This window comes from Halomicrobium mukohataei DSM 12286, from assembly GCF_000023965.1.
GTDB lineage: Archaea > Halobacteriota > Halobacteria > Halobacteriales > Haloarculaceae > Halomicrobium > Halomicrobium mukohataei.
Window position 1 is genome coordinate 1,503,379 of sequence record NC_013202.1, and the last position, 18,981, is coordinate 1,522,359.

The 18,981-nt window shown below is 66.1% G+C and carries 20 protein-coding genes, 1 tRNA gene and 1 pseudogene; 9 read left to right on the top strand and 13 right to left on the bottom strand.

Annotated elements, in window-relative coordinates:
- Window positions 1-18: 18 nt before the first annotated feature.
- The 6 genes and pseudogenes from HMUK_RS07515 to HMUK_RS07530 all read right to left on the bottom strand — a co-directional run bounded on the left by HMUK_RS07515 (window position 19) and on the right by HMUK_RS07530 (window position 3,008).
- Window positions 19-315: a type II toxin-antitoxin system RelE family toxin gene (locus HMUK_RS07515; protein WP_015762535.1), complete on the bottom strand. Its 297-nt coding sequence runs from the start codon at window positions 313-315 to the stop codon at window positions 19-21.
- Window positions 296-571 carry a ribbon-helix-helix domain-containing protein gene (locus tag HMUK_RS07520; protein WP_049940778.1) on the bottom strand — a complete coding sequence of 92 codons (276 nt, stop codon included), beginning with the start codon at window positions 569-571 and terminating at the stop codon, window positions 296-298. The genes HMUK_RS07515 and HMUK_RS07520 overlap by 20 nt, the downstream gene beginning before the upstream one ends.
- Window positions 572-604: 33 nt before the next feature.
- Window positions 605-843, bottom strand: a pseudogene (locus tag HMUK_RS17565) (DUF7386 family protein).
- On the bottom strand, window positions 840-1,529 hold the full coding sequence (locus HMUK_RS17150; RefSeq protein ID WP_126967172.1) for a hypothetical protein: 690 nt from the start codon (window positions 1,527-1,529) through the stop codon (window positions 840-842). Before HMUK_RS17150 ends, HMUK_RS17565 begins: the two are co-directional and overlap by 4 nt.
- Before the next feature lie 661 nt (window positions 1,530-2,190).
- Window positions 2,191-2,264, bottom strand: a tRNA-Ile gene (locus HMUK_RS07525).
- A gap of 165 nt (window positions 2,265-2,429) precedes the next feature.
- Window positions 2,430-3,008, bottom strand: coding sequence for an FxsA family protein (locus HMUK_RS07530; protein ID WP_015762538.1), 579 nt, complete (start codon window positions 3,006-3,008; stop codon window positions 2,430-2,432).
- A gap of 140 nt (window positions 3,009-3,148) precedes the next feature.
- On the opposite strand from HMUK_RS07530, the gene HMUK_RS07535 reads away from it, so the two are divergent.
- Window positions 3,149-4,783 carry a DUF255 domain-containing protein gene (locus HMUK_RS07535; protein ID WP_015762539.1) on the top strand — a complete coding sequence of 545 codons (1,635 nt, stop codon included), beginning with the start codon at window positions 3,149-3,151 and terminating at the stop codon, window positions 4,781-4,783.
- Between the two features lie 73 nt (window positions 4,784-4,856).
- A complete protein-coding gene (locus HMUK_RS07540; RefSeq protein WP_015762540.1) occupies window positions 4,857-5,660 on the top strand; it encodes a TrmB family transcriptional regulator in 804 nt (267 codons plus the stop codon).
- A gap of 4 nt (window positions 5,661-5,664) precedes the next feature.
- Here the strand turns inward: HMUK_RS07540 and mptA are convergent, their stop codons facing one another.
- From mptA to ahbB, 3 genes are all read right to left on the bottom strand, one after another.
- Window positions 5,665-6,594, bottom strand: coding sequence for a GTP cyclohydrolase MptA (gene mptA / locus HMUK_RS07545; RefSeq protein ID WP_015762541.1), 930 nt, complete (start codon window positions 6,592-6,594; stop codon window positions 5,665-5,667).
- A gap of 80 nt (window positions 6,595-6,674) precedes the next feature.
- Window positions 6,675-7,268: a HalX domain-containing protein gene (locus HMUK_RS07550; protein WP_015762542.1), complete on the bottom strand. Its 594-nt coding sequence runs from the start codon at window positions 7,266-7,268 to the stop codon at window positions 6,675-6,677.
- Window positions 7,269-7,361: 93 nt separating this feature from the next.
- Window positions 7,362-8,399: a siroheme decarboxylase subunit beta gene (ahbB, locus tag HMUK_RS07555; protein WP_015762543.1), complete on the bottom strand. Its 1,038-nt coding sequence runs from the start codon at window positions 8,397-8,399 to the stop codon at window positions 7,362-7,364.
- Between the two features lie 136 nt (window positions 8,400-8,535).
- Between ahbB and HMUK_RS07560 the strand changes: the two genes are divergently transcribed.
- Window positions 8,536-9,621 carry an anthranilate phosphoribosyltransferase gene (locus HMUK_RS07560; protein WP_015762544.1) on the top strand — a complete coding sequence of 362 codons (1,086 nt, stop codon included), beginning with the start codon at window positions 8,536-8,538 and terminating at the stop codon, window positions 9,619-9,621.
- Window positions 9,622-9,648: 27 nt separating this feature from the next.
- Complete coding sequence (locus HMUK_RS07565; RefSeq protein ID WP_015762545.1) at window positions 9,649-10,554, top strand: alpha/beta fold hydrolase; 906 nt, start codon at window positions 9,649-9,651, stop codon at window positions 10,552-10,554.
- Here HMUK_RS07565 and HMUK_RS07570 read toward each other — a convergent pair.
- Window positions 10,544-11,311 (bottom strand): hypothetical protein, encoded by a 768-nt coding sequence (locus tag HMUK_RS07570; RefSeq protein WP_015762546.1) that lies wholly within the window; start codon window positions 11,309-11,311, stop codon window positions 10,544-10,546. The two genes, HMUK_RS07565 and HMUK_RS07570, sit on opposite strands and share 11 nt — an antisense overlap.
- Before the next feature lie 84 nt (window positions 11,312-11,395).
- Here HMUK_RS07570 and HMUK_RS07575 point away from each other — a divergent pair, with 84 nt between their 5' ends.
- The 5 genes from HMUK_RS07575 (at window position 11,396) to HMUK_RS07595 (ending at window position 15,465) form a co-directional block, all read left to right on the top strand.
- Window positions 11,396-11,989: a class I SAM-dependent methyltransferase gene (locus HMUK_RS07575; RefSeq protein WP_015762547.1), complete on the top strand. Its 594-nt coding sequence runs from the start codon at window positions 11,396-11,398 to the stop codon at window positions 11,987-11,989.
- Window positions 11,990-12,246: 257 nt separating this feature from the next.
- Window positions 12,247-12,945 (top strand): potassium channel family protein, encoded by a 699-nt coding sequence (locus tag HMUK_RS07580; RefSeq protein WP_049940879.1) that lies wholly within the window; start codon window positions 12,247-12,249, stop codon window positions 12,943-12,945.
- A gap of 67 nt (window positions 12,946-13,012) precedes the next feature.
- Window positions 13,013-13,552: a peptidylprolyl isomerase gene (locus tag HMUK_RS07585; RefSeq protein ID WP_015762549.1), complete on the top strand. Its 540-nt coding sequence runs from the start codon at window positions 13,013-13,015 to the stop codon at window positions 13,550-13,552.
- Window positions 13,553-13,827: 275 nt separating this feature from the next.
- Window positions 13,828-15,003 (top strand): MFS transporter, encoded by a 1,176-nt coding sequence (locus HMUK_RS07590; RefSeq protein WP_015762550.1) that lies wholly within the window; start codon window positions 13,828-13,830, stop codon window positions 15,001-15,003.
- Between the two features lie 120 nt (window positions 15,004-15,123).
- Window positions 15,124-15,465 carry a ferredoxin gene (locus HMUK_RS07595; RefSeq protein ID WP_015762551.1) on the top strand — a complete coding sequence of 114 codons (342 nt, stop codon included), beginning with the start codon at window positions 15,124-15,126 and terminating at the stop codon, window positions 15,463-15,465.
- On the opposite strand, the gene HMUK_RS07600 is transcribed toward HMUK_RS07595, so the two are convergent.
- The 3 genes from HMUK_RS07600 to HMUK_RS07610 are packed head-to-tail and all read right to left on the bottom strand — an operon-like array spanning window position 15,466 to window position 18,981.
- Window positions 15,466-16,791, bottom strand: a complete 1,326-nt coding sequence (locus tag HMUK_RS07600) for an ABC transporter ATP-binding protein (RefSeq protein WP_015762552.1) — start codon at window positions 16,789-16,791, stop codon at window positions 15,466-15,468.
- The gene (locus tag HMUK_RS07605; protein ID WP_015762553.1) at window positions 16,784-17,944 is read right to left on the bottom strand and encodes an ABC transporter ATP-binding protein; all 1,161 of its coding nucleotides are present in this window, start codon (window positions 17,942-17,944) and stop codon (window positions 16,784-16,786) included. Before HMUK_RS07605 ends, HMUK_RS07600 begins: the two co-directional genes overlap by 8 nt.
- 2 nt (window positions 17,945-17,946) lie before the next feature.
- Window positions 17,947-18,981: an ABC transporter permease gene (locus HMUK_RS07610; RefSeq protein WP_015762554.1), complete on the bottom strand. Its 1,035-nt coding sequence runs from the start codon at window positions 18,979-18,981 to the stop codon at window positions 17,947-17,949.

Genomic DNA, 18,981 nt, shown 5'->3' on the forward strand with positions numbered 1-18,981 from the left:
GCGGTAGAAAACGTCGTTCTAATCGTCGTCGCCCTTGTACGCCCCTTCGCGCTTCCGAATGCTCTCGACTCGGAGCATCTTCGAATCACGCATAAGCCGACAGCCGAGACGATATCCACCGACACGAAGTTTCTGAAACGGCGAGTTCGTCAGCGGTTCGAGAAAGTCGTCGGGATCGCGCCACTCGGAGGTGACGACTTCTTCCAGTTTGTCGATGATCCGCTGCTGGCTATCGCTCCCCAACTGTGAGAACTGGTTTTCAGCCCGCGGCGAGAATTCCCAGTCCCACCCGTCGTTACTCGTCGTCGGACCCATACTTCGCTTTGATGTCGTCGCTCGAAATGCCGTCACCCTCGTCGAACTGCGCTTCGCTGATCGCGATGTCCTTCCACACGCCCGCACCCTCGGGGTGGTTCACTGAATCACGGAGCGCGTAGCGGATGAACTCGCTACGGCTGTTGAAGCCTCGCTCACGCCACGTCTCGTCGACCACGTCGAGGAACGACCGCGAGATTCGGAGGTTGATCCGGTCGATCTCAGGATCAGGGTCGTTTGAGTCGGCTTCTGACATACGCCTGTACATCTGTTGCACTCACACAAAACGCTACCGCCACTTGCTCTCGACACTCGTTCGATACCGTAACCCGATCACGCTCGTGTTGAACCGCTGGATCGTCTCGGGGTCCAGTTCCCCACGCGCGTCGTCGATGTTCTCCTCGCTCTCGGCGAGGTGCGTCGGCGCTGCATCGAGCACGTCGGACATCGGCGAGTCGTCGTGGGGCTCACTGGCGACGATGCGCTGGCCTCGTCGAGGAGTCGTGGCCGTTCGTCGGTGACCTTCAGGTGTGGACTTTTCTCGAAATGTACGACACTAGCCGAATATACATCGTGGTGATAATTGCTGCTGAAGCGCCCGAGAGTAATGATATCACTGCAGCATCTGGAGCCCTCCACTTTCCGATGGCACCGATCGGTCTCTCAACCACAGCTGGTGTAATCAACACTTGGATGAGAGAATAAGCGTGGATAATGACGAACACGATGCCGCCAAAAAACAATATAGACAAAATTGTGGTGAATATGGCTCGAAATGCGCGCTTAGCTGTTTCAGAGTCTCTGCCAAAAATTTCGAAACGTGAGAGTTGTTCGATTGCCACTTTTGAGCCGCTGTCAATGACAAAGCCACCCAAAGCGACCAATATCCCCAAGATGATCCCTGCCGAAAGACGAGGCGAGAACTCTCTTGCGGGAACTGCGTCAAGATCTACCAGCAACTGAACCCAGGATTTGCTCAATTCGACTGAAAAGAAAAACCCGACAACGGCAAGAATAGAGATTAGTGCCGCCCCCTGAATGCCGGAGACTGAGATCTTTGATCTCCAAGAAGTCGTCTCTGAACGTTCCTCTGATCCGTTTACATCACCTTCTGGACGCTCCGAAACCACGAGTATCAGAAACCCCAGCGTGATGAGCCCCCATCCGACTAATTTGGCGTCGATAATTGAATTCGTAGAGTCGTCTGATCTCACAGTGAACACAGCGTATATTCCCGTCAGATAGACTCTTATATATCACTCATGTCTGCATCGAACGTTCTCTGAGTGATGCTACAAGTCTGATCGTTGGCTTTCGTGGCTCGGTACTTTCTGGGAGATATAGTAGCCATCGAAAATCAATACACACCCGATCGCACGACAGCAGTGCGATCGGGTGTGTAAATCGTTTCAATTGTTACTATAATACCTCGCGCTGGGAACGGCGTCGCTGGTTCTGGTGACTGGACTGAACTCCCTAGCGCGCAGGAAGTCGTCGCCGGCACCGCCGCGTCCGGGCTCGTCGTCGAGGCCCCGAACGACTACGTCAGCAGCTACACGGGGTGATCCCGATGCGACTGGCTACCCTCATAGCTACGGGCTGGTCGGCGTCATCGCGGGTGTCCGCCTCGGGACAGGCCGGACGTGGCTCGTCGCTGTCGGAGTCTTGCCGGTGCAGCGTGTCGGCGGTCGCGCGCCGGCTCACAGCCACGTACCTCTGGCTAACGAGAACCGACAGAGGGCAGGGTGGCCAACTGGATTCCAGTGGCACTCGGATTTTATACGACTCTTCTCAGATCGCCAAGTGCGAGAATCCGAGCGTCTTCGAGGCTGTAATTGCGATTCCCCAGCGGTCAACGATCGTGCGAAAAACGAATGGGCCGACGCGGATTTGAACCGCGAACCTCCCGGTTATCAGCCGAGCGCTCAACCTGATTGAGCTACCGGCCCGAGCGAGTGCATCCGAGTGTACCCGAGGGGTACTGTTAAACGTTACTTTTCGGGGGCGGAGTGTGGGTCGACACCACGCCTGTCGTCGTTCCGTTGGGTCATTGTGTCACGATCGTCGCCGGGACGGAGTGGCGCGACTCCGTCCCAGACCGGTGGTCGGCAGTCTCACTCGTCGCGTTCCTCGAAGTCGATGTCGGTGGCGTTGTCGTGGTCGAAACCGGAAGGCGAGCCATCAGAGCCGGCGGTACCGGGGCCGTCGCTCGGGCCGGTGTCGGGACCGCCGGCCGGACCGCTCGGACTCGGGCCGGCGTCACCTTGGCCGGGGAAGCCACCGACGTAGACGTTGCCGCTCACGAACCCCTGAGCTTTGGCGTCGAGGTAGGGGGTGATGATCCAGCGTTTGGCGGCCATGCGGATCGGTGCGCGAGTGATCGGCAGCGCGAGCAGGAGGCCGAGGAGGTCGGTGACGAAGCCGGGCGTGAGGAAGAACGCGCCCGCGGCGACGAGGAAGCCGCCGTCGACAAGCTCGTCGGTCGGCACCTCTCCAGTCGCTAGCTTCTCCTGGATCCTGCGCAGCGTGTGGCGTCCCTCGGCGCGGACCAGCAACATCCCGACGAGAGCGGTGACGACGACGAGCAACACGACGACGGCCGCAGAGAGCGTGTCGAACTGCGTTGCGGCGACGACGAGCAGGAGTGCGTCCAGCAGCGGTATCAACAGCAACACCGCGATGACCCGGAGCATACTCGCACTTGCCGGCGGCGACTCAAACGCTTTTCGAGTATCGGACCGGAGAGGGTCGTGACCCGACGCCACCGGACTGCGTGCTGACCGGGGTGATCCGAGAGTGCAAGTCTCTTGCCGGTCGGTTCCGTAACGCGGGTATGGATCAGTTCGCAGCGGAGACGAAAGTCGAGTGGCGCGAGTGGGGGCCGGCGGCCTTCGAGGCTGCGCGGGAGGCCGGCAAGCCGATCCTGCTCGCGCTGACGGTGCCCTGGAGCCCCGAGTGTCGCGAGATGGACCGCAAGACGTACGCGGAGCCACGGATCGCGGCCAACGTCAACGACGGCTTCGTCCCGGTCCGGGTCGACGGCGACCGCCACCCCGAGGTGCGCGAGCGATACATCATGGGTGGGTTTCCGTCGACGGTGTTTCTCACGCCCGAGGGGACAGTGCTGACCGGGGCGACGTATCTCGGACCCGACGGCTTCCGTGGGATCCTCGACAGCGTCCGCGAGACGTGGGAGACGGAGGGAGAGGCCGCTGGTTCCGTCCCGCGCTCGCTCCAGACCGACGCGCCACCAGCGGGCGAGGTGACCGCACGGATCGAGGAGGCGATGGTCGAGCAGTTGCTCGCGGCTTACGACGAGGAGTACGGCGGCTGGGGCACCGACGTGAAGTTCCCGTTGCCACGGACCGTCGAGTTCGCGCTGGTGCGGGCTCGCGACCAGGCGACACGGACGCTGGAGGCGATTCAGACGCACCTTCGGGACACCGACGACGGCGGGTTCTATCGCTACGCGAACGGCCGGACGTGGTCGGACGCGCGGACAGAGCGACTCCTCGACGAGAACGCCGCTCTGGTCAGAGCGTTCGCTCACGGCTATCGCTACACGGGGGAGGAGGCCTATCGCGAGACCGCAGAGCGCGCCATCGAGTACCTGACGACGAAGCTGTGGGTCGACACCAGCGGGGACACCAGCGGTGCGTTCGCCGGCAGTCAGGCCGGCGACGACACGTATCACCGGCTGGACGCCAGCGATCGGGCCTCGGCGGATCCACCCCGGGTCGACGAGACGGTCTTCGCCGACCGGAACGGGATGGCCATCGACGCGCTGGCGACGTACGCCGCCTACACCGACGACGAGCGCGCTCGCCGGTACGCCGAGCGCGCTCGCGAGACGATCGCCGAGACGCTCGTCGAGAACGGCGCGGCCACGCACTACCGGACCGACGAGGCCGTGGGGCCGACCGGGCTCCTCCTCGACCAGGCGCGGGTCCTGCAGGGACTGACGACCAGCTGGCAGGTGCTCGGCGAGGGCGGCCCCGCCAGAGCGATCGCCGACTGGGCGATCGAGCACCTCCAGACCGAGAGCGGCGCGTTTCGCGACGGACCGGCCGACGGGCCGGGTCTGTGCTCGCGTTCGCAGTACCCGCTCGACGCGACCGTCGAGCTGGCCGACGCCTTGCTCGACCTGGCCGCGCTCGCCGACGACGAGCGCTACCGGGAGGCCGCTCACGGTGCCATCGCCGCCTTCGCCGGTGCGTCCGACCGGATGGGCGTCGAAGTTGCACACTACGCGGCCACGGCCGCCCGGCTCCGATCGCCCGCCGTCCTTCGCGTCGGGCCGCGGGCCGGGAGCGATCTCCACCGGGCCGCACTCCGGCTGGCCGACCACGAGACCGTCGTCGTCCCCGATGCTGGCGGCGACGAGGCGGTCCTGTTCGAAGACGGCGAGCGGGTCGGCACCGCCGAGGAGCCGGCGGGGCTCGAAGCCGTCCTGACGGGCGACGCGTAAGCCCCGTCTCGAAAAACGATACACGCGGGCAAACTGCCGATGCGTTTTTGACTGCTCGGGTCCTGTCGTCGGTATGGCGAATCTGAGAGACCTCGGCCTCTCCGAGTACGAAGATCGCGCCTTCCGGTCGCTGCTGGACACGGGACCCACAACTGCAAAGGAGTTGTCACGCGCCAGCGACGTTCCGATGGGGCGCATCTACGACGTGCTCAACAGCCTGGAGACGTACAACCTCGTCCGCAGCCAGACGGCCAGTCGGCCCAAAAAGTACGCGCCGGTCGAGCCCGACACCGCCCTGGAGCGGCTCCTGGAGGACAAGAAACGCCAGCTCGACGAGAAGGCAAAGCAGTACGAGGAGATCGTCGACGAACTCTCGAATCAACTCGAATCCGCCGAACCGGTCGAGGAACCGTTCTGGACCGCCGCCGTCGGACCCGCCGAGACCGTCGACCTCCTGGTCGAGCGGCTCTCGGCCGCCGACGAGCGAATCGTGATGGTGGGATCGCTGCCCGGCCGGCAACTCGACCTGACCGAGGCGACCGACCGGCTGGTCGACGAACTGGAGCGTGCGCTCCAGCGCGGCGTCGAGGTGTACATGCTCCTGCCGCCCTCCTTCGTCGAGGCAGTCCCGGCAGACGTGGGTGAGTCTTACCAGCGACGCCTCCAGCAGTACGACAACTACCACTACCGCACCACGGAGGAGGTCACGTCGACGTTCGAGCTGATCGACGACATCGAGGTGTGCATCGAGGTGCCCCACCCACTCGGAGGGTCGACGTTTGCCGTGATCGATCTGAAAGATCCGGAGTTCGCCGACGAGATCTACGCGGAGTTCGAGCCACGCTGGCAGCGGGCCAGAGAGATCGTCGGGGACTGACGGCTCAGTCGTCGGCCAGTTCCGCTTCGAGGTCCCCGAAGGTGGCGACCCGCTCGGCGTGGGCGTTGTGCTGGTGGATCGACTCGTCGTTGGACTGTTTCATCGTCACGATCGCGTCGGCCGGGAGGTGGTCGAAGCGGTCGACGACGCCCTCGGCCATCGAGCGCACGCAGTCCTCGACGAACTTGGCGTTCTTGTGTGACTCGTAGGTCATGTGGTCCTCGTCGGGTCGCTTGGCGAGGTTGTAGATGCGGGCGCTCATCGACTCGCGGGCGACCTCGATTACGTCGAGCAGGTCCACGTCGGGCGCGCCCTCGCTCTCGATGGTCAGGGTCGCGTGGCCCCGCTGGGAGTGGCCCGGCTGGGGGACCTCTTCGAGGAACGAGTCGATGGTCTCGTCGTCGACGTCGAGGCCCCGCAGCGTCTCGCGAGCGCGAGCGGCCGACATCCCTTGCGAGCAGGGACAGACCGTCATCCCGGTGACGCGGGCCCCGATCTCCTCGCGGGTGCCCTCGGCGTCGGCGGTCGCCGACGCGACGATGTCGGCCGTCGACTGCGTGGGCCGTTCGGAGGCAGGCGTCTCCTCGCGGGTGACGTACTCGGCTTCCATCCGCACCTCGGCGTTGGTCGTGTAGTCGTGCTTGTCGAGGAGTCGCTCGGCCGCCTCACCGCAGACTGCTTCGACACCCGAGACCTCGTCGCGGACCGCCGCTTCGAGCGTCTCGTCGATGACTTCCATGTTGCGGCTCATGTCTGCGCCCTTGCGCCAGGAGGGGAGGTCGACGAACACCTCGAAAGTCGCCATCAGCACGATCGGGCGCTGGTCGGCCCGGTCGATCTTCACGAGCTTCTCGACGCCGGTGACGCCGACGCGGTTGAGGCCGACGGTGACGTCCGGGCTCGACGCCTGAACGTCCGGCAGTTGTTGGCTCATCGACCCGTCCTAGGGAACAACTTCGGTTAGTGTTTTCGGAACCCCCCGTGAAAAGTGGGGTCACAGTGCGAGTGGGTCGATCACTCGTCCAGCGACAGCTCCGCGCGGCCGCCCACGTCGCGGAAGATCGCCTCGTAATCGTGCTCGTCGAAGCGGTCGACGATCTCGTCGAGCTCGGTCTGGTGGTCCTCGATCCGATCTTTGAGCTCCTGAAACTCCTCGCTCGACCGGAGTTCTGCCTCCCGTTTGGACGCTTTGAGCGCCGCGAACTTCGAGGTGAGCGCGTAGTACTCCCGCAGGTGGTTCTGGTAGGCCGCACAGCTCTGGAGGCGTTCGATCGTCTCGAAGAGGTCGTCGCGACTGACGGGCTTGACGACGTAGTCGTCGAAGGGCATGTCGATGATGTCGAAGTCGGGGTCGACCGCGGTCACCATCGCCACCCGCGCCTGGAGGTCACGCTCGCGAATCCGTTCGAGGATCGCGTCGCCGGAGATGTCCGGCATCCGTCGGTCGAGCAACACGACATCGATCTCGGGTTCGAGTGCGTCCAGCGCGGCCTGGCCGCTGTAGACCGTCTGGATGTCGTACTGACCGCGCAGCTGGGCTGCGTAGGCGTCTGCCACGTCGGGCTCGTCGTCGACGATCAGCACAGTCGCGCGCTCGCTCACGGCCATCTGACTACGTACACTATGGACCAACTAACGCAAAAGCGTTCCGGGGATCGGCCGCCGTCCGGGAGTTTTTCTCCTCGTCGACGACACCGTGAGTCAGTTCCCGACGAGATCGTCGTACCGCGCCCCGGTCTGTTTCAGCGTCGCCGTCGAGTAGAGTCGCTCGTGGTCGTCGGGCAGGTACTCGTTCGCCAGCTCGTCGATCTTCGCGTCGACGGCGTCGCTCTCCCGGCCGTGGATCATCGTGAAGAGGTTGTACGGCCAGTCCTGTTCCGGTCGCCGCGGGCGGTGGTAACACAGCGTCACGTAGGGCAGTTCGCCGACCGTCCGTCCGCGCTCGTCGAGTTCGTCGTCGGGCACGTCCCAGACGACCATGCAGTTGCTGTCGAAGCCGGTCGCGACGTGGTTGACGACACAGCCGATTCGCTTGATACAGCCGTCCTCGCGCAGGCGCTCGATCGTCGCCAGTACGTCCGGGACCGGTGCGTCGACGCTCGCGGCCAGATCGCGGTACGGCGTCGCCGACAGCGGCATTCCGTCCTGAATCGCGAGCAGCAGCCGGCGGGCCAGCGGTGTCAGATCCGCGGCCGCCGACTCGCTGATCCGGGTCGCGCTCACGTCCGTCGACTGCAGGCTCTCGCGGGCGAAGCGGTCCGTGTTGACGACGGGAAACTCCAGGTCGATGTAGTAGTCGGTCAGCATCGGCAGCGCGAGCACCGAACAGCCGGTACGGGACTCGATCTCGGCGAGGATCTCGTCGCGGCGCTCGCGGGTGCTGGCAGTGACGACGAACCACATGTTCCACTCGTGGTCGCGGGCGTAGTTGTGGTTCACCTGCTCGTAGCCGTTGACGATCTCGGCACACTCGTCGAAGCGCTCGTCGGGGACCGAGATGGCCGCCAGCGCCGACGATCCGATGACGGGAGGGTTCAGTACCGGGCCGAACCGGCGGAAGACGCCGTCGTCGAGCAGTCGTTGGACGCGTTCGAGCGCGTCGTCGGCGTCGATGCCCAGCCGTGTGCCGACGGTCTCGAAGGGACGCTCTTCGACGGGGAACCCGCTCTGGTAGCCGTCGATGAGCGTGGCGTCCACGTCGTCGATGCGCTCGCGCCAGTCGCCCGACCGGAGACTCATCGGTCCGACTAGGGAGTGCGGTGGTGTATCCCTTTCGACTGTCTGGCGCGTCGATCCCCCAGATCTGGGGGTTCTCGACCGGCAATTTCGGCGGTGAACCGGGGGGCTTTAGCCGATCGCGGCCGAACAGGTTCGCATGGCACAAGCGACCAGCGAGTACGGCGAGTGGCCGCTCAAGCGTCTGATGACAGAGGTCGTCGGCTCGGGGCACAAGTCCGCCGAGGACATGACCCGCGAGCAGGCCCGCGAGGCGTTCCAGCGGATCCTCGACGGTGAACCCGACGAGACGACGCTGGGCGCGTTCTGGCTGGCGAACCGCTGGAAGCGAAACACGCCCGAGGAGCTGGCGGCCTTCGTCGACGTGATGCGCGAGGAGAGCGTCGAGGTCGCGGCCCCCAGCGCCGACCCCGTCGACTGCGGGGCCAACTACGACGGCAAGCACACCTCCGCCATTCTCGGGGTGGCCGCCGGTGTCGTCGCCGCCGCCGCGGGCACGCCAGTGGTTGTCCACTCGGGCGATCGCGTCCCGACCCAGAAGCTCGACGCCTACAAGCACGTGCTGGACGAACTCGGCGCGACGACGGATCTCTCGCCCGGCGAGAGCGCCGACCTGGTCGACGACGTGGGCTTTGGCTTCTACTATCAGCCCGCGTTCAACCCCGGCGTCGACGATCTCTTCGAACGGCGGGACATGATGGGCGTTCGGACCTACGTCAACACCGTCGAGACGCTGGCGAATCCGGCCGACGCGAGCGTCCACCTCGGGAGCTTCTATCACCTCGCGTTCGCCAAGCGGATGGTCAAGACGCTCAAGAAGTCCCGGCGCAACCCCGCCGAGCGGGCACTGTTCTTCCAGGGCATGGAGGGGTACGACGACATCCGCCCCGGCGCGACCGTCGTCGCGGAGTGGCCCTCCGACGACGCGGAGGCCGACGAGAACGGCATCCTCGACTACGAGATCCGCACCTCCGAGTACGGGATGGACATCCAGGGCGAGGACCTCGAAGTCGAGGACGTGGCCGGCGACTCGGCGACGATCACCGAGGAAGTCGTGGCAGGCGACCGCGAGGACGCCTTCGCCGACGCCGTGGAACTCAACGCCGCACTGCGGATCTACGCACGCGAGGACGTGTCGGGCCTCGACGACGGCATAGCCGAGGCCCGCGCAGCCATCAGCGACGGCAGCGCCGCCGCGGTCCTCGAAGACCTCCGCTCGTACTGACGACATCGGCAGACGCGACGCTCTCAGATGACCTCTCAGACACCCACGTTCGACGAGCAAGCGGTGACACACGAACGCGCGACGGTCAACGGGGTCGGCCTGCACTACGTGATCGCCGGCCCGGCAGACGGCGATCTCGTGGTCTTGCTCCACGGCTTCCCGGAGTTCTGGTACTCCTGGCACAATCAGCTCCCGTCGCTCGCCGACGCCGGCTACCGGGTCGTCGCGCCGGACCTGCGCGGCTACAACCGCTCGGAGAAGCCACCGAACGTCGCGGACTATCGAGTCGACGAACTGGTCGCCGACGTCGCCGGGCTGATCGAGCACTGCGGCCGCGAGCGAGCCCACGTCGTCGGCCACGACTGGGGCGGCCTGATCGCCTGGCACGTCGGCAGCGACCGTCCCGAGGTCGTCGACCGCCTGGCCGTCCTGAACGCGCCCCACCCGACCAGCTACGAGCGGCTGCTTCGCTCCTCGCCCACCCAGATCGCGAAGTCCTGGTACGTCTTCTACTTCCAGTTGCCCGTCCTCCCCGAGCTGGGGTTCCGACTGAACGACTACGCCGCCGTGGAGTCGATCCTGGGCGAGACAGTCCGGCCCGACGCGTTCACCGACGAGGACGTCGAGCGCTACAAGTCCGCCCTCGCGACGCCGGGCGCACTGACGGCGGCGGTCAACTACTACCGGGCGCTCGGTCGCCAGCGAGCGCGGTCGATGCTGACTGGCGGCGGCGAGCCGGACCGCAGCGTCGACGTGCCGACGCTGCTGCTGTGGGGCGAGCGAGACTTCGCGCTCGACACCGAACTGACCGAGGGACTCGACGAGTGGGTCGACGACCTCCGCGTCGAGCGGATTCCCGACGCGAGCCACTGGGTGCAGTTCGACGCGCCGGAGCGAGTCGACGGGGCTCTCGTCGACTTCTTCACCGACTAGAGCGCTCCATCGGCGTCGAACACCGCATGCAGAGCGTGCGGTCGGCGACCCAGTTCACGTCCGTCGAGCCACACTCCGGACACCTGAAGTTCGCGTTGTTGTACTCCGTCGTGCCGCGGCTCGCGGCGAGAGTGCCGTCGTCGACCACGTGCGCGAGCAACGAGGGGAACCGCTGGCGCTTGAACTGCGCGCGGTGAGCGAGAAACCGACCCGGCTCGTTCGGATCGGCCCCGTGGAGATCCTCCCACGTGATCGCGATTTCCCCGTCGTCGAGCCCGCGAGCGACCTGTTTGATCGTCGCCGCCGCGGCCTCGAAAAGCGGTGTCGTCGCCCACCGCTGTGGCGACTCCGCGTCGGCCGCCTCGTAGGCGTCGACCGCGTCCGCGTACGCCGCGTGTGGGTCTCCCACGTCGCCCACGACCCGGTAGTCGGCGACGAACTCGGCGAGGCAGGCTCGCTGTACCGGGTGTTCGAGGACGTGTTCGAGGTCCCGTGCGACGGCGACACCCTCGACACAGCGGTGGGTCGCCCGTTCGTCGGCTTCCGCGACGCGGTAGGCGACCGCGGCCGTCGCGAGCAAGCGCAGTCCGTCGCCGATCCACCCGTTCTCGTCGGGTTCGAAGGGGTGCTGTCCGTCGTGTGGGTCGGCGAGTGTCGCCCGCGCCGCGCGGGTGTACTCGTCGCCGGCACGTTCGTAGCGTCGGTCAGCGATAGCGTCGACGGCTGCCGTGTGTGCGTCCGTGGCCGTGTCGACCATACGACTCCTTGGCCGCCGGGCGGAAATACCGTCGGATCTGACTGGCCGGAGAGCACTCTTTGGGGACGAGCCCCAACGGACGGCATGGACCGTAACGACGTCCGCGCGGCCTGGGACGAAGTCGCCGAGACGTACGCTCGCCAGCGTGATCCCGACGGTTCCGACGCGGCGCTGATCGGAGACTTCCTCGACGAGTTACCGCCCGACCCGCTCGTCCTCGACGCGGGCTGTGGCGACGGTGCCCGGACGCTGGCGAACCTGCCGGCCGGTAGCCTGGGACTGGACTTCTCCGGGCGTGGGCTCGAACTCGCAGCCCAGACGGTTCCCGAGGCCCGCCTCCTGCAGGGGGACATGACCGCGCTGCCGGTCGCCGACGACGCCGTCGACGGGATCACGGCCTACCACGCCGTCTTTCACGTCCCACGCGACGAACAGCCGACCGTCTACCGGGAGTTCGCTCGGGTACTGGAGCCGGGCGGCAGCGTCCTGATGACGCTGCCCGGTGGCCGCTTCGAGACGGTTCGACGGGGCTGGATGGGCGGTGAGATGTTCTTCGCCGCGCCGGGTCGCGAACAGACGCTCACACAGCTTCGGGACGCGGGTTTCGACGACCTCCGAACGACGAGTGCAGACGACCCCCTCGGCTCCAGCACCGAGTTCGTCGTGGCGTCGCTGTAGCGAGCCACGTCGACCGCCGTCCGCACCGCTACCCCGGTGCCCGTACCCCCGTGGGGGTTCGGATTTAATGTCTCCATACTGTTTAATGAGAAGTGGTATCAACCACCACTCGTTCTTTCGACACAGAGTGTGTCACAGATCAGTATGAATGTCGTCACGCGTCGTATCGATCCGCCACAGGCCGGTCCAGGAGTGTGGTGCTGACGGTGCTCGGGACGCTCCTCAGGGGTGTCCTGCGACGGGCGCTCTTGCGTCGGATGGTACGACCGGTCTTCGGGTTCGTGGCCGTCGTCGCGGCGGGCGTCGTGGGCTTCAGGGCGCTCGCTGGCGTCGGCGTCGTCGACGCACTGTTCTGGCTCCTCGATCCGACCAGTATCGAGTTGCACTTCCAGTCCCACGACGGCCCGGTCCGACTGGTCAAAGTGTACGCCATCGTCGTGCTCTCCGGACTCGTGGTGGCGGGACTGTGGATCGGCGAGACGCTGCTGTCGGCGACGTTCGGTGGCCAGATTCAGGAGGAACTTCGACAGATGCAAATCGAACAGACGATCGAGGAACTCGACGACCACGTCGTCGTCTGTGGCTACGGGACCTTCGGACAGACCGTCGCCGCGGGGTTGCAAGAGCGCGACCGCGACGTCGTCGTCGTCGAACAGGCAGACGAACAGTTCGAGCGAGCGATCGACGACGGGCACCTCGCAGTCAGCGGCGACGCCCGACAGGACGAGACGCTGACCGACGCTGGCGTCGAACGGTCCCGGACCGTGATCGGCGCTATCGACGACACGAGCGCGAACGTCCAGATCGCCATCGCCGCGAGTCAGCTCGCGCCCACCGTCGAGCTGGTGGTTCGGGCCGGCAGCCGGATGGACGAAGCGCTGGCCCGTCGTGCGGGTGCCGACGAGGTGATCGTGCCGGAAGTCGTCAGCGGCGAGCAGGTGACGGCGAGGCTGTGACCGATCGGGACGCGGCGGTCCGACCGAACAACGGGGGTTTTTCAGCCTACCCGCCCTCCGCCCGAGTATGACACGCGTCACGCTGGAGACCTCGAAGGGCGACATCGAACTGGAACTGTACGACGAGCGCGCACCACGTACCGTCGAGAACTTCCTCGGACTGGCCGAGCACGATCCCGCGGCCGACGCCGAGCCGGCACCGGACACGGCGACGTGGGAAGACCCCGAAAGCGGCGAGATCCGCGGCGACTCGCTGTACGAGGGCGTCGAGTTCCACCGCGTCATCGAGGACTTCATGATCCAGACCGGCGATCCGACCGGCACCGGACGGGGCGGCCCCGGCTACCAGTTCGCCGACGAGTTCCACGACGAACTGCGCCACGACGAGGCCGGCAAGCTCTCGATGGCCAACAGCGGTCCGGACACGAACGGCTCGCAGTTCTTCATCACGCTCGACGCCCAGCCACACCTCGACGACAAGCACGCCGTCTTCGGCGAGGTCGCGGAGGGAATGGACGTCGTCGAAGCGATCGGCAACGCCGACACGGACATGCACGACGGACCGACCACGCCGATCACGATCGACGGCGTCGAGATCCACGACTGATACGGAACGTTGTAGTTGCGTACCGGTGAGCGTCTACCCCGTGACAACGCTCACCGGTACATTCCGACAACCGTCCGTATGAGACGAACCGTACGACGCGTCCCGCGAGACCGTCGACGGCGACCCGGGAAACGGCAACTGTTCGTCCCACGTCGTTCGGCAACACGGGACTGAACGGCGCTAGCGGGTCGCTGTCGTCGGACGCTCGCGTCTATTAACAACGGCTGTAGTATCGTATCCGTGGCTTGAAGTAGGAGGAATCGAGAGTGTTGCCCATGCTCGGGGACAAACGCGGCTATCAGTTGCTGTATTTCGTCTTCTTCGCTTCCTCGAACGGTTTCGTCGTCTTCCGGAACGCCTACTTCGAGGAACTCGGACTGACCGGGGGGCAGATGGGGCTGTTGGGTGCGCTGCTCGTCGTCGGCGGGATGATCGCCCAGCCGATCTGGGGCGGCGTGGCCGATCGCTTCGCCGCCTCCAAACCGGTCCTGTTGATCGCGGCCGGGGTGTCGAGCGTGGCCGTTCTCGCCTTCCCGCTGGCCGGGCGCGTCCCCGATCCCTTCCTCTTGCTCGTGCTGGCGACGGCGCTGCTCTCGACGGTGCGGTCACCGATCGTTCCGATCACCAACGCGATGATCCTCTCCCGTGGCGTCGACTACGGACAGGTCCGGGCCTTCGGCTCGATCGCGTTCGGACTGGGGAGCCTCGTCATCGGGTGGCTGCTCTCGCGGTTCGCGACGGAGATCGTCTTCTACATCTACGCGGTCGGGATGGTCGTGCTGATCCTGATCGTCCGCAGCGTGCCCGACGCCGACGCCGACCTGACGCCGGATCTCCGACGGGAGGCCGTCAAGCTCCTGCGCAACCGACGGTTCCTGCTCTTGCTCGGCGTCGCGGTGCTGCTGGGTGGGGCCAGTTCCTCGGGCAGCGCCTACTTCTCGGTGTACGTTCGGGCGATCGGTGCGCCGGACAGCCTCACGGGGACGGCGTGGATGGTCAAGACCGTCGGCGAGGCCGTCATCTTCCTCTCGATGGCCAAGATCGGGCTCGCCAACCGCACGCAGCTCTCGCTCGGTGCCGCCCTCTTTGCCGGCTGTTACCTCGTCTACGCCGCCGTGGGAACGGCGACGGCGATCATGGCGGTCCAGCTGGTGCTGGGCGTCGGGCTGGCGCTGTACAACCTCGCCGTCGTCGAGTTCGCCCACCGCTTCTCGCCCGACGAGCTGACCTCGACGGGACAGGCGGTGCTGTCGGCCTTCGGGATCGGGACCGGGCGCGCGCTGGGACAACTGGGTGCCGGGAACGTGATGGACCTCGTGGGCGTCCAGTCGATGTACTTCGTGCTATCGGCGCTCGCGGCCGCCGCCCTCCTGTTGAGCCTGGGCTTTCACGGCCCGGCGTTGCGGCGGGTTGGCAACGCTGCCGGCGTCGGACGGTATAGTAACAATTGAAACGATTGACACACCGATCGCACTGCCGTCGTGCGATCGGGTGTGCATTGATTTTCAATGGCTACTATAGCCTCCTGCGGGAAGAGTCGGGCTTAACTGTCCAGCCCGCGTTCGTCCGATATGGCAGACGAAGACGCTCCGGTCGACCCGAGCCAGATGGGTGGGACCGACGCGCCGCCGGTCGAGGACAAACCCTACAAGATCATCTTCGAGGCCAACAAGTGCATCGGCGCGGGCAAGTGCGCCGAGGTCTCGCACAACTGGGACCTGAACCTCGACACCGGGATCGCCGCACCGAAGATGTACTTCGTCGGCGAGGACGAGGTCGACGACGAGATCCGTGCCGCCGAGGTGTGTCCGGCCAAGAAAGACGTGGGCGTCATCCACGTGGTCGACCGCCGGACCGACGAGGAGATCGCTCCCGACCCCGAGGGCGACGGGACGCTGTCGGTCGACTGGTGATCACCGACCGCTCCCGTCCTCCCGGTGTCGGTGGCACTCGGCGACGTGACGACCGCTCCCGTACTCGGCCGGCACCTCGTAGCGTGGCCGTTCTCGGGCACAGATGCTGGGGTCCGTAAACGACTCCGTCAGGAGGGCGGCGGCTTCGTCCCAGCGATCGTCGACGAGCAGATCGATCGCGCGTGAGACGATCCGGCCGGCCTCACCGTCGGGAAGCCGCGGGCCGAAAAACTCCGCGCGGATGGCGTTCGCCCCGGCCAGCTCGAAGCTGTGGCGCGTGACCGAGCGAGTGAACTGTCGCACCTGCGCCCACTCCTCGTCGGTCAGTTCGAACGCCGACGGTGCGATCAGCTCCGGACAGCGCGTCCGGAAGCGACAGCCACTCGGCGGTTCGATCGGGCTGGGTACGTCGCCTTCGAGGACGCCCCTGGTCCCTTCGACGCGGGGGTCGGGCACGGGAATCGACTCCAGCAGCGCCCGCGTGTAGGGGTGCTGTGGGTTCTCGAACAGCTCCTCTTTCTCGGCGAGTTCCACCAGTTGTCCGAGGTACATCACCGCGACCCGATCGGAGATGTGGCGGATGACGCTCAGGTCGTGCGCGATAAAGAGGTAGGTGAGGCCGAACTCCGCCTGAAGCTCGCGCATCGTGTTGAGCACCTGGGCCTGGATGGACACGTCGAGCGCCGAGACGGGCTCGTCACAGACGACGAAGTCCGGATTGACCGACAGCGCCCGTGCGAGGTTGATGCGCTGGCGCTGGCCGCCCGAGAACGCGTGTGGGTACCGGTTGTAGTGCTGTGGATCGAGACCGACCTTCGACAGGAGTTCGCGGGCGCGGGCCTCTCGCCCGGACTCGTCGTACATCCCGTGGGCGCGCATCGGCTCCTCGACGATCTTGCCCACCTTCATGCGCGGGTCCAGCGACGACTGTGGGTCCTGAAAGATCATCTGAATGTCGCGGCGGTTCCGCCGGAGCGTCTCCCCGTCCATGGCGGCGAGGTCCTCGCCCCGGAAGTACACCGAGCCGTCGGTCGGTTCGATCAACTGGAGGATCGTCCGCGCGAGCGTGCTCTTCCCACAGCCCGATTCGCCGACCAGCCCGAGCGTCTCGCCCTCGTAGATCTCGAAGGACACGTCCTCGACGGCCCGGACCCACTCTCGACCGAGGTCGACCAGCCCGTCGCCGTCGCCCGGTCGCAGCTGCAACCACGAGAGGAACCCCTCGTCGTTGGGGAAGTGCTTGGTCAGCCCTTCGACGCGCAAGAGGGGATCGTCGCGGGACGCGACGGTCGGCTCCGTCGCGGTCTGGCGCTCGGTGTCACTCATCGCTCTCACCTCGGAGTCGGCCCCCGTCGCCGGTCAGCGTCACGTCGACGCCGCTGCGCGTCTCGTTGTCGAGCGGCGGACTCGTCTCGTAGCCGACGCCGTCGAACACGTCGTGTTTGAGACAGGCCGACCGGTGGGGGTGGGCACCGTCTACCAGCACGCGGCAGTCGGGATCGACCTGCGTACACGCCTCGCGAGCCTCGGGACAGCGCGTGTGGAACCGGCAGCCACTGGGCGGATCGATCGCTTCGGGCATGACCCCCGCGATGGGGTCCAGTTCCTCGACGGTCCGATCCGGTCGGGGGATCGAGCGCAGGAGCGCCTCGGTGTAGGGGTGTCTCGTGTCGTAAAACAGTTCGTCGACGCCGGCCTGCTCGACGATCTCCCCGAGGTACAGCACGTTCACGCGGTCGCAGATCTCCGCGACAACGCCCATGTCGTGGGTGACCCAGACGAACGCGGTTCCGTACCTCTCCTGGAGGTCGGCGACCAGGTCGAGGATCTGTCCCTCCACGGTCACGTCCAGCGCGGTCGTGGGCTCGTCGGCGACGATCAGCGACGGCTCGCAGGCCAGCGCCATCGCGATCAGCACCCGCTGGCGCATCCCGCCCGAGAACTGGTGTGGATAGTCGTCGTACCGGGCCCCAGCTTCGGGAATGCCGACCTCGCGGAGCATCTCGATGGCCTCGTCTCTGGCGGCCCGCTTGCCCAGATCGCGGTTCACCTCGATGAACTCCCGGAGCTGGCCACCGACGGTGTAGACGGGATTGAGCGACTCCATGGGGTCCTGGAAGATGATCGCGATCTCCCGGCCCCGAATGCGGGTGCGCATCTCTCGCCGGGACAGCGAGTCGTCGGTCTCGACGGGTCGCCCGTCTTCGTCGAGCACGGGGTTGCCGTCGCGGTCGGTCTCGATCTCGAACAGGGTCTCGCCGTCGAACTCGACGCGTCCGCCGACGATCCGGCCCGGCTCCTCGATCAGCCGGAGTAGCGACGCCGACGCGACGCTCTTGCCGGCTCCGGACTCGCCGACCAGACCGACGATCTCGCCGGCCTCGACGGTGAAACTGATGCCGTCGACCGCCTGAACGACGCCGTCCTCGGTGAAAAAGTGGGTCTGCAGGTTCTCGACGCGGAGCAGTGGGTGTGACATGGTTAGTTGTTGAAGCGCGGATCGAGGGCGTCTCGGAGCCCGTCGCCGAAGATGTTGAACCCGACCACCGTGACGAGGATCGCCAGGCCCGGCCAGACGCTGAACCACGGGTTCGGGATCATGTAGTTGCGCGAGACCGCCAACATCTGTCCCCACGAGGGAGTGGGCGGCTGGACGCCGAACCCGAGAAAGGAGAGCCCGGCGACGATCAGGATCGCGGTGCCGACCTGCAGCGTCGCCTGGACCAGCACCGGCGTGAAGCTGTTCGGGATGACGTGCCTGAAGATGATGTCGCGGTCCCGGACGCCCGCGGCCTGCGCCGCCTCGATGTAATCCTCCTCGCGAATGCTGACGACGCGCGAGCGGATCAGCCGGGCGAACGTGGGGATCGACGCGATGCCGACGCCGAAGACGATGAAGGTCAGCGAGCGGCCGAAGACGGCGATGAAGGCCAGCACCAGCACGAGGAAGGGGATCGCGAACAGCGTCTCGGCGGCCCGCATCAGCACGTCGTCGACCCAGTCCCCGTAGTAGCCAGAGACCGCACCGACGACGGTGCCGCTGGCGAAGCCGACGACCGTCGCGCTCAGCCCGACCGTGACCGCGATCCGCGAGCCGTAGACGAGCCGCAACAGGATGTCACGCCCCCGGTCGTCGGTGCCCAGCGGATGGGCCCACGAGCCGGCCCCGAACTGATTCTCGAAGCCGACCGGCGGGAGCAGCCGCGGGGTCGCAGCCGACTCGCTCACCGGACTCACCCACACCGTCTTGGCGATCCAGTACTTCTCGACGCCGAACTGTGCGAACAGGCGATAGCCCGCGAGGAACTCGAACAGTACGGAGTCGATCGTCGCGAACGTGGCCATCGCGGTGACGGCGGCGATGATCGCCAGACCGGTCATCGCCGTCGGATCGCTCCGGATCTGGGAGAACGTGTACCGCCATCCCACGCGGGCTTCGATCTCCGCGGGCTCCTCGCCGGGCTCTTCGACGGCGTCCCGTGCAGTCGGGCTGTCGGATTCGTCGATCGTCGCCAT

What these genes read in the sequence shown, in the direction of transcription:
- HMUK_RS07580 (WP_049940879.1), top strand. Translation starts at nt 12,247, where the DNA reads ATGGTACGACCGGTCTTCGGGTTCGTGGCCGTCGTCGCGGCGGGCGTC.
- HMUK_RS07570 (WP_015762546.1), bottom strand. Translation starts at nt 11,311, where the DNA reads ATGGTCGACACGGCCACGGACGCACACACGGCAGCCGTCGACGCTATC.
- HMUK_RS07575 (WP_015762547.1), top strand. Translation starts at nt 11,396, where the DNA reads ATGGACCGTAACGACGTCCGCGCGGCCTGGGACGAAGTCGCCGAGACG.
- HMUK_RS07605 (WP_015762553.1), bottom strand. Translation starts at nt 17,944, where the DNA reads ATGTCACACCCACTGCTCCGCGTCGAGAACCTGCAGACCCACTTTTTC.
- HMUK_RS07530 (WP_015762538.1), bottom strand. Translation starts at nt 3,008, where the DNA reads ATGCTCCGGGTCATCGCGGTGTTGCTGTTGATACCGCTGCTGGACGCA.
- HMUK_RS07585 (WP_015762549.1), top strand. Translation starts at nt 13,013, where the DNA reads ATGACACGCGTCACGCTGGAGACCTCGAAGGGCGACATCGAACTGGAA.
- HMUK_RS07535 (WP_015762539.1), top strand. Translation starts at nt 3,149, where the DNA reads ATGGATCAGTTCGCAGCGGAGACGAAAGTCGAGTGGCGCGAGTGGGGG.
- HMUK_RS07565 (WP_015762545.1), top strand. Translation starts at nt 9,649, where the DNA reads ATGACCTCTCAGACACCCACGTTCGACGAGCAAGCGGTGACACACGAA.
- HMUK_RS07515 (WP_015762535.1), bottom strand. Translation starts at nt 315, where the DNA reads ATGGGTCCGACGACGAGTAACGACGGGTGGGACTGGGAATTCTCGCCG.
- HMUK_RS07590 (WP_015762550.1), top strand. Translation starts at nt 13,828, where the DNA reads ATGCTCGGGGACAAACGCGGCTATCAGTTGCTGTATTTCGTCTTCTTC.
- HMUK_RS07595 (WP_015762551.1), top strand. Translation starts at nt 15,124, where the DNA reads ATGGCAGACGAAGACGCTCCGGTCGACCCGAGCCAGATGGGTGGGACC.
- HMUK_RS07540 (WP_015762540.1), top strand. Translation starts at nt 4,857, where the DNA reads ATGGCGAATCTGAGAGACCTCGGCCTCTCCGAGTACGAAGATCGCGCC.
- HMUK_RS07550 (WP_015762542.1), bottom strand. Translation starts at nt 7,268, where the DNA reads ATGGCCGTGAGCGAGCGCGCGACTGTGCTGATCGTCGACGACGAGCCC.
- mptA (WP_015762541.1), bottom strand. Translation starts at nt 6,594, where the DNA reads ATGAGCCAACAACTGCCGGACGTTCAGGCGTCGAGCCCGGACGTCACC.
- ahbB (WP_015762543.1), bottom strand. Translation starts at nt 8,399, where the DNA reads ATGAGTCTCCGGTCGGGCGACTGGCGCGAGCGCATCGACGACGTGGAC.
- HMUK_RS07600 (WP_015762552.1), bottom strand. Translation starts at nt 16,791, where the DNA reads ATGAGTGACACCGAGCGCCAGACCGCGACGGAGCCGACCGTCGCGTCC.
- HMUK_RS07560 (WP_015762544.1), top strand. Translation starts at nt 8,536, where the DNA reads ATGGCACAAGCGACCAGCGAGTACGGCGAGTGGCCGCTCAAGCGTCTG.
- HMUK_RS07610 (WP_015762554.1), bottom strand. Translation starts at nt 18,981, where the DNA reads ATGGCGACGATCGACGAATCCGACAGCCCGACTGCACGGGACGCCGTC.
- HMUK_RS07520 (WP_049940778.1), bottom strand. Translation starts at nt 571, where the DNA reads ATGTCAGAAGCCGACTCAAACGACCCTGATCCTGAGATCGACCGGATC.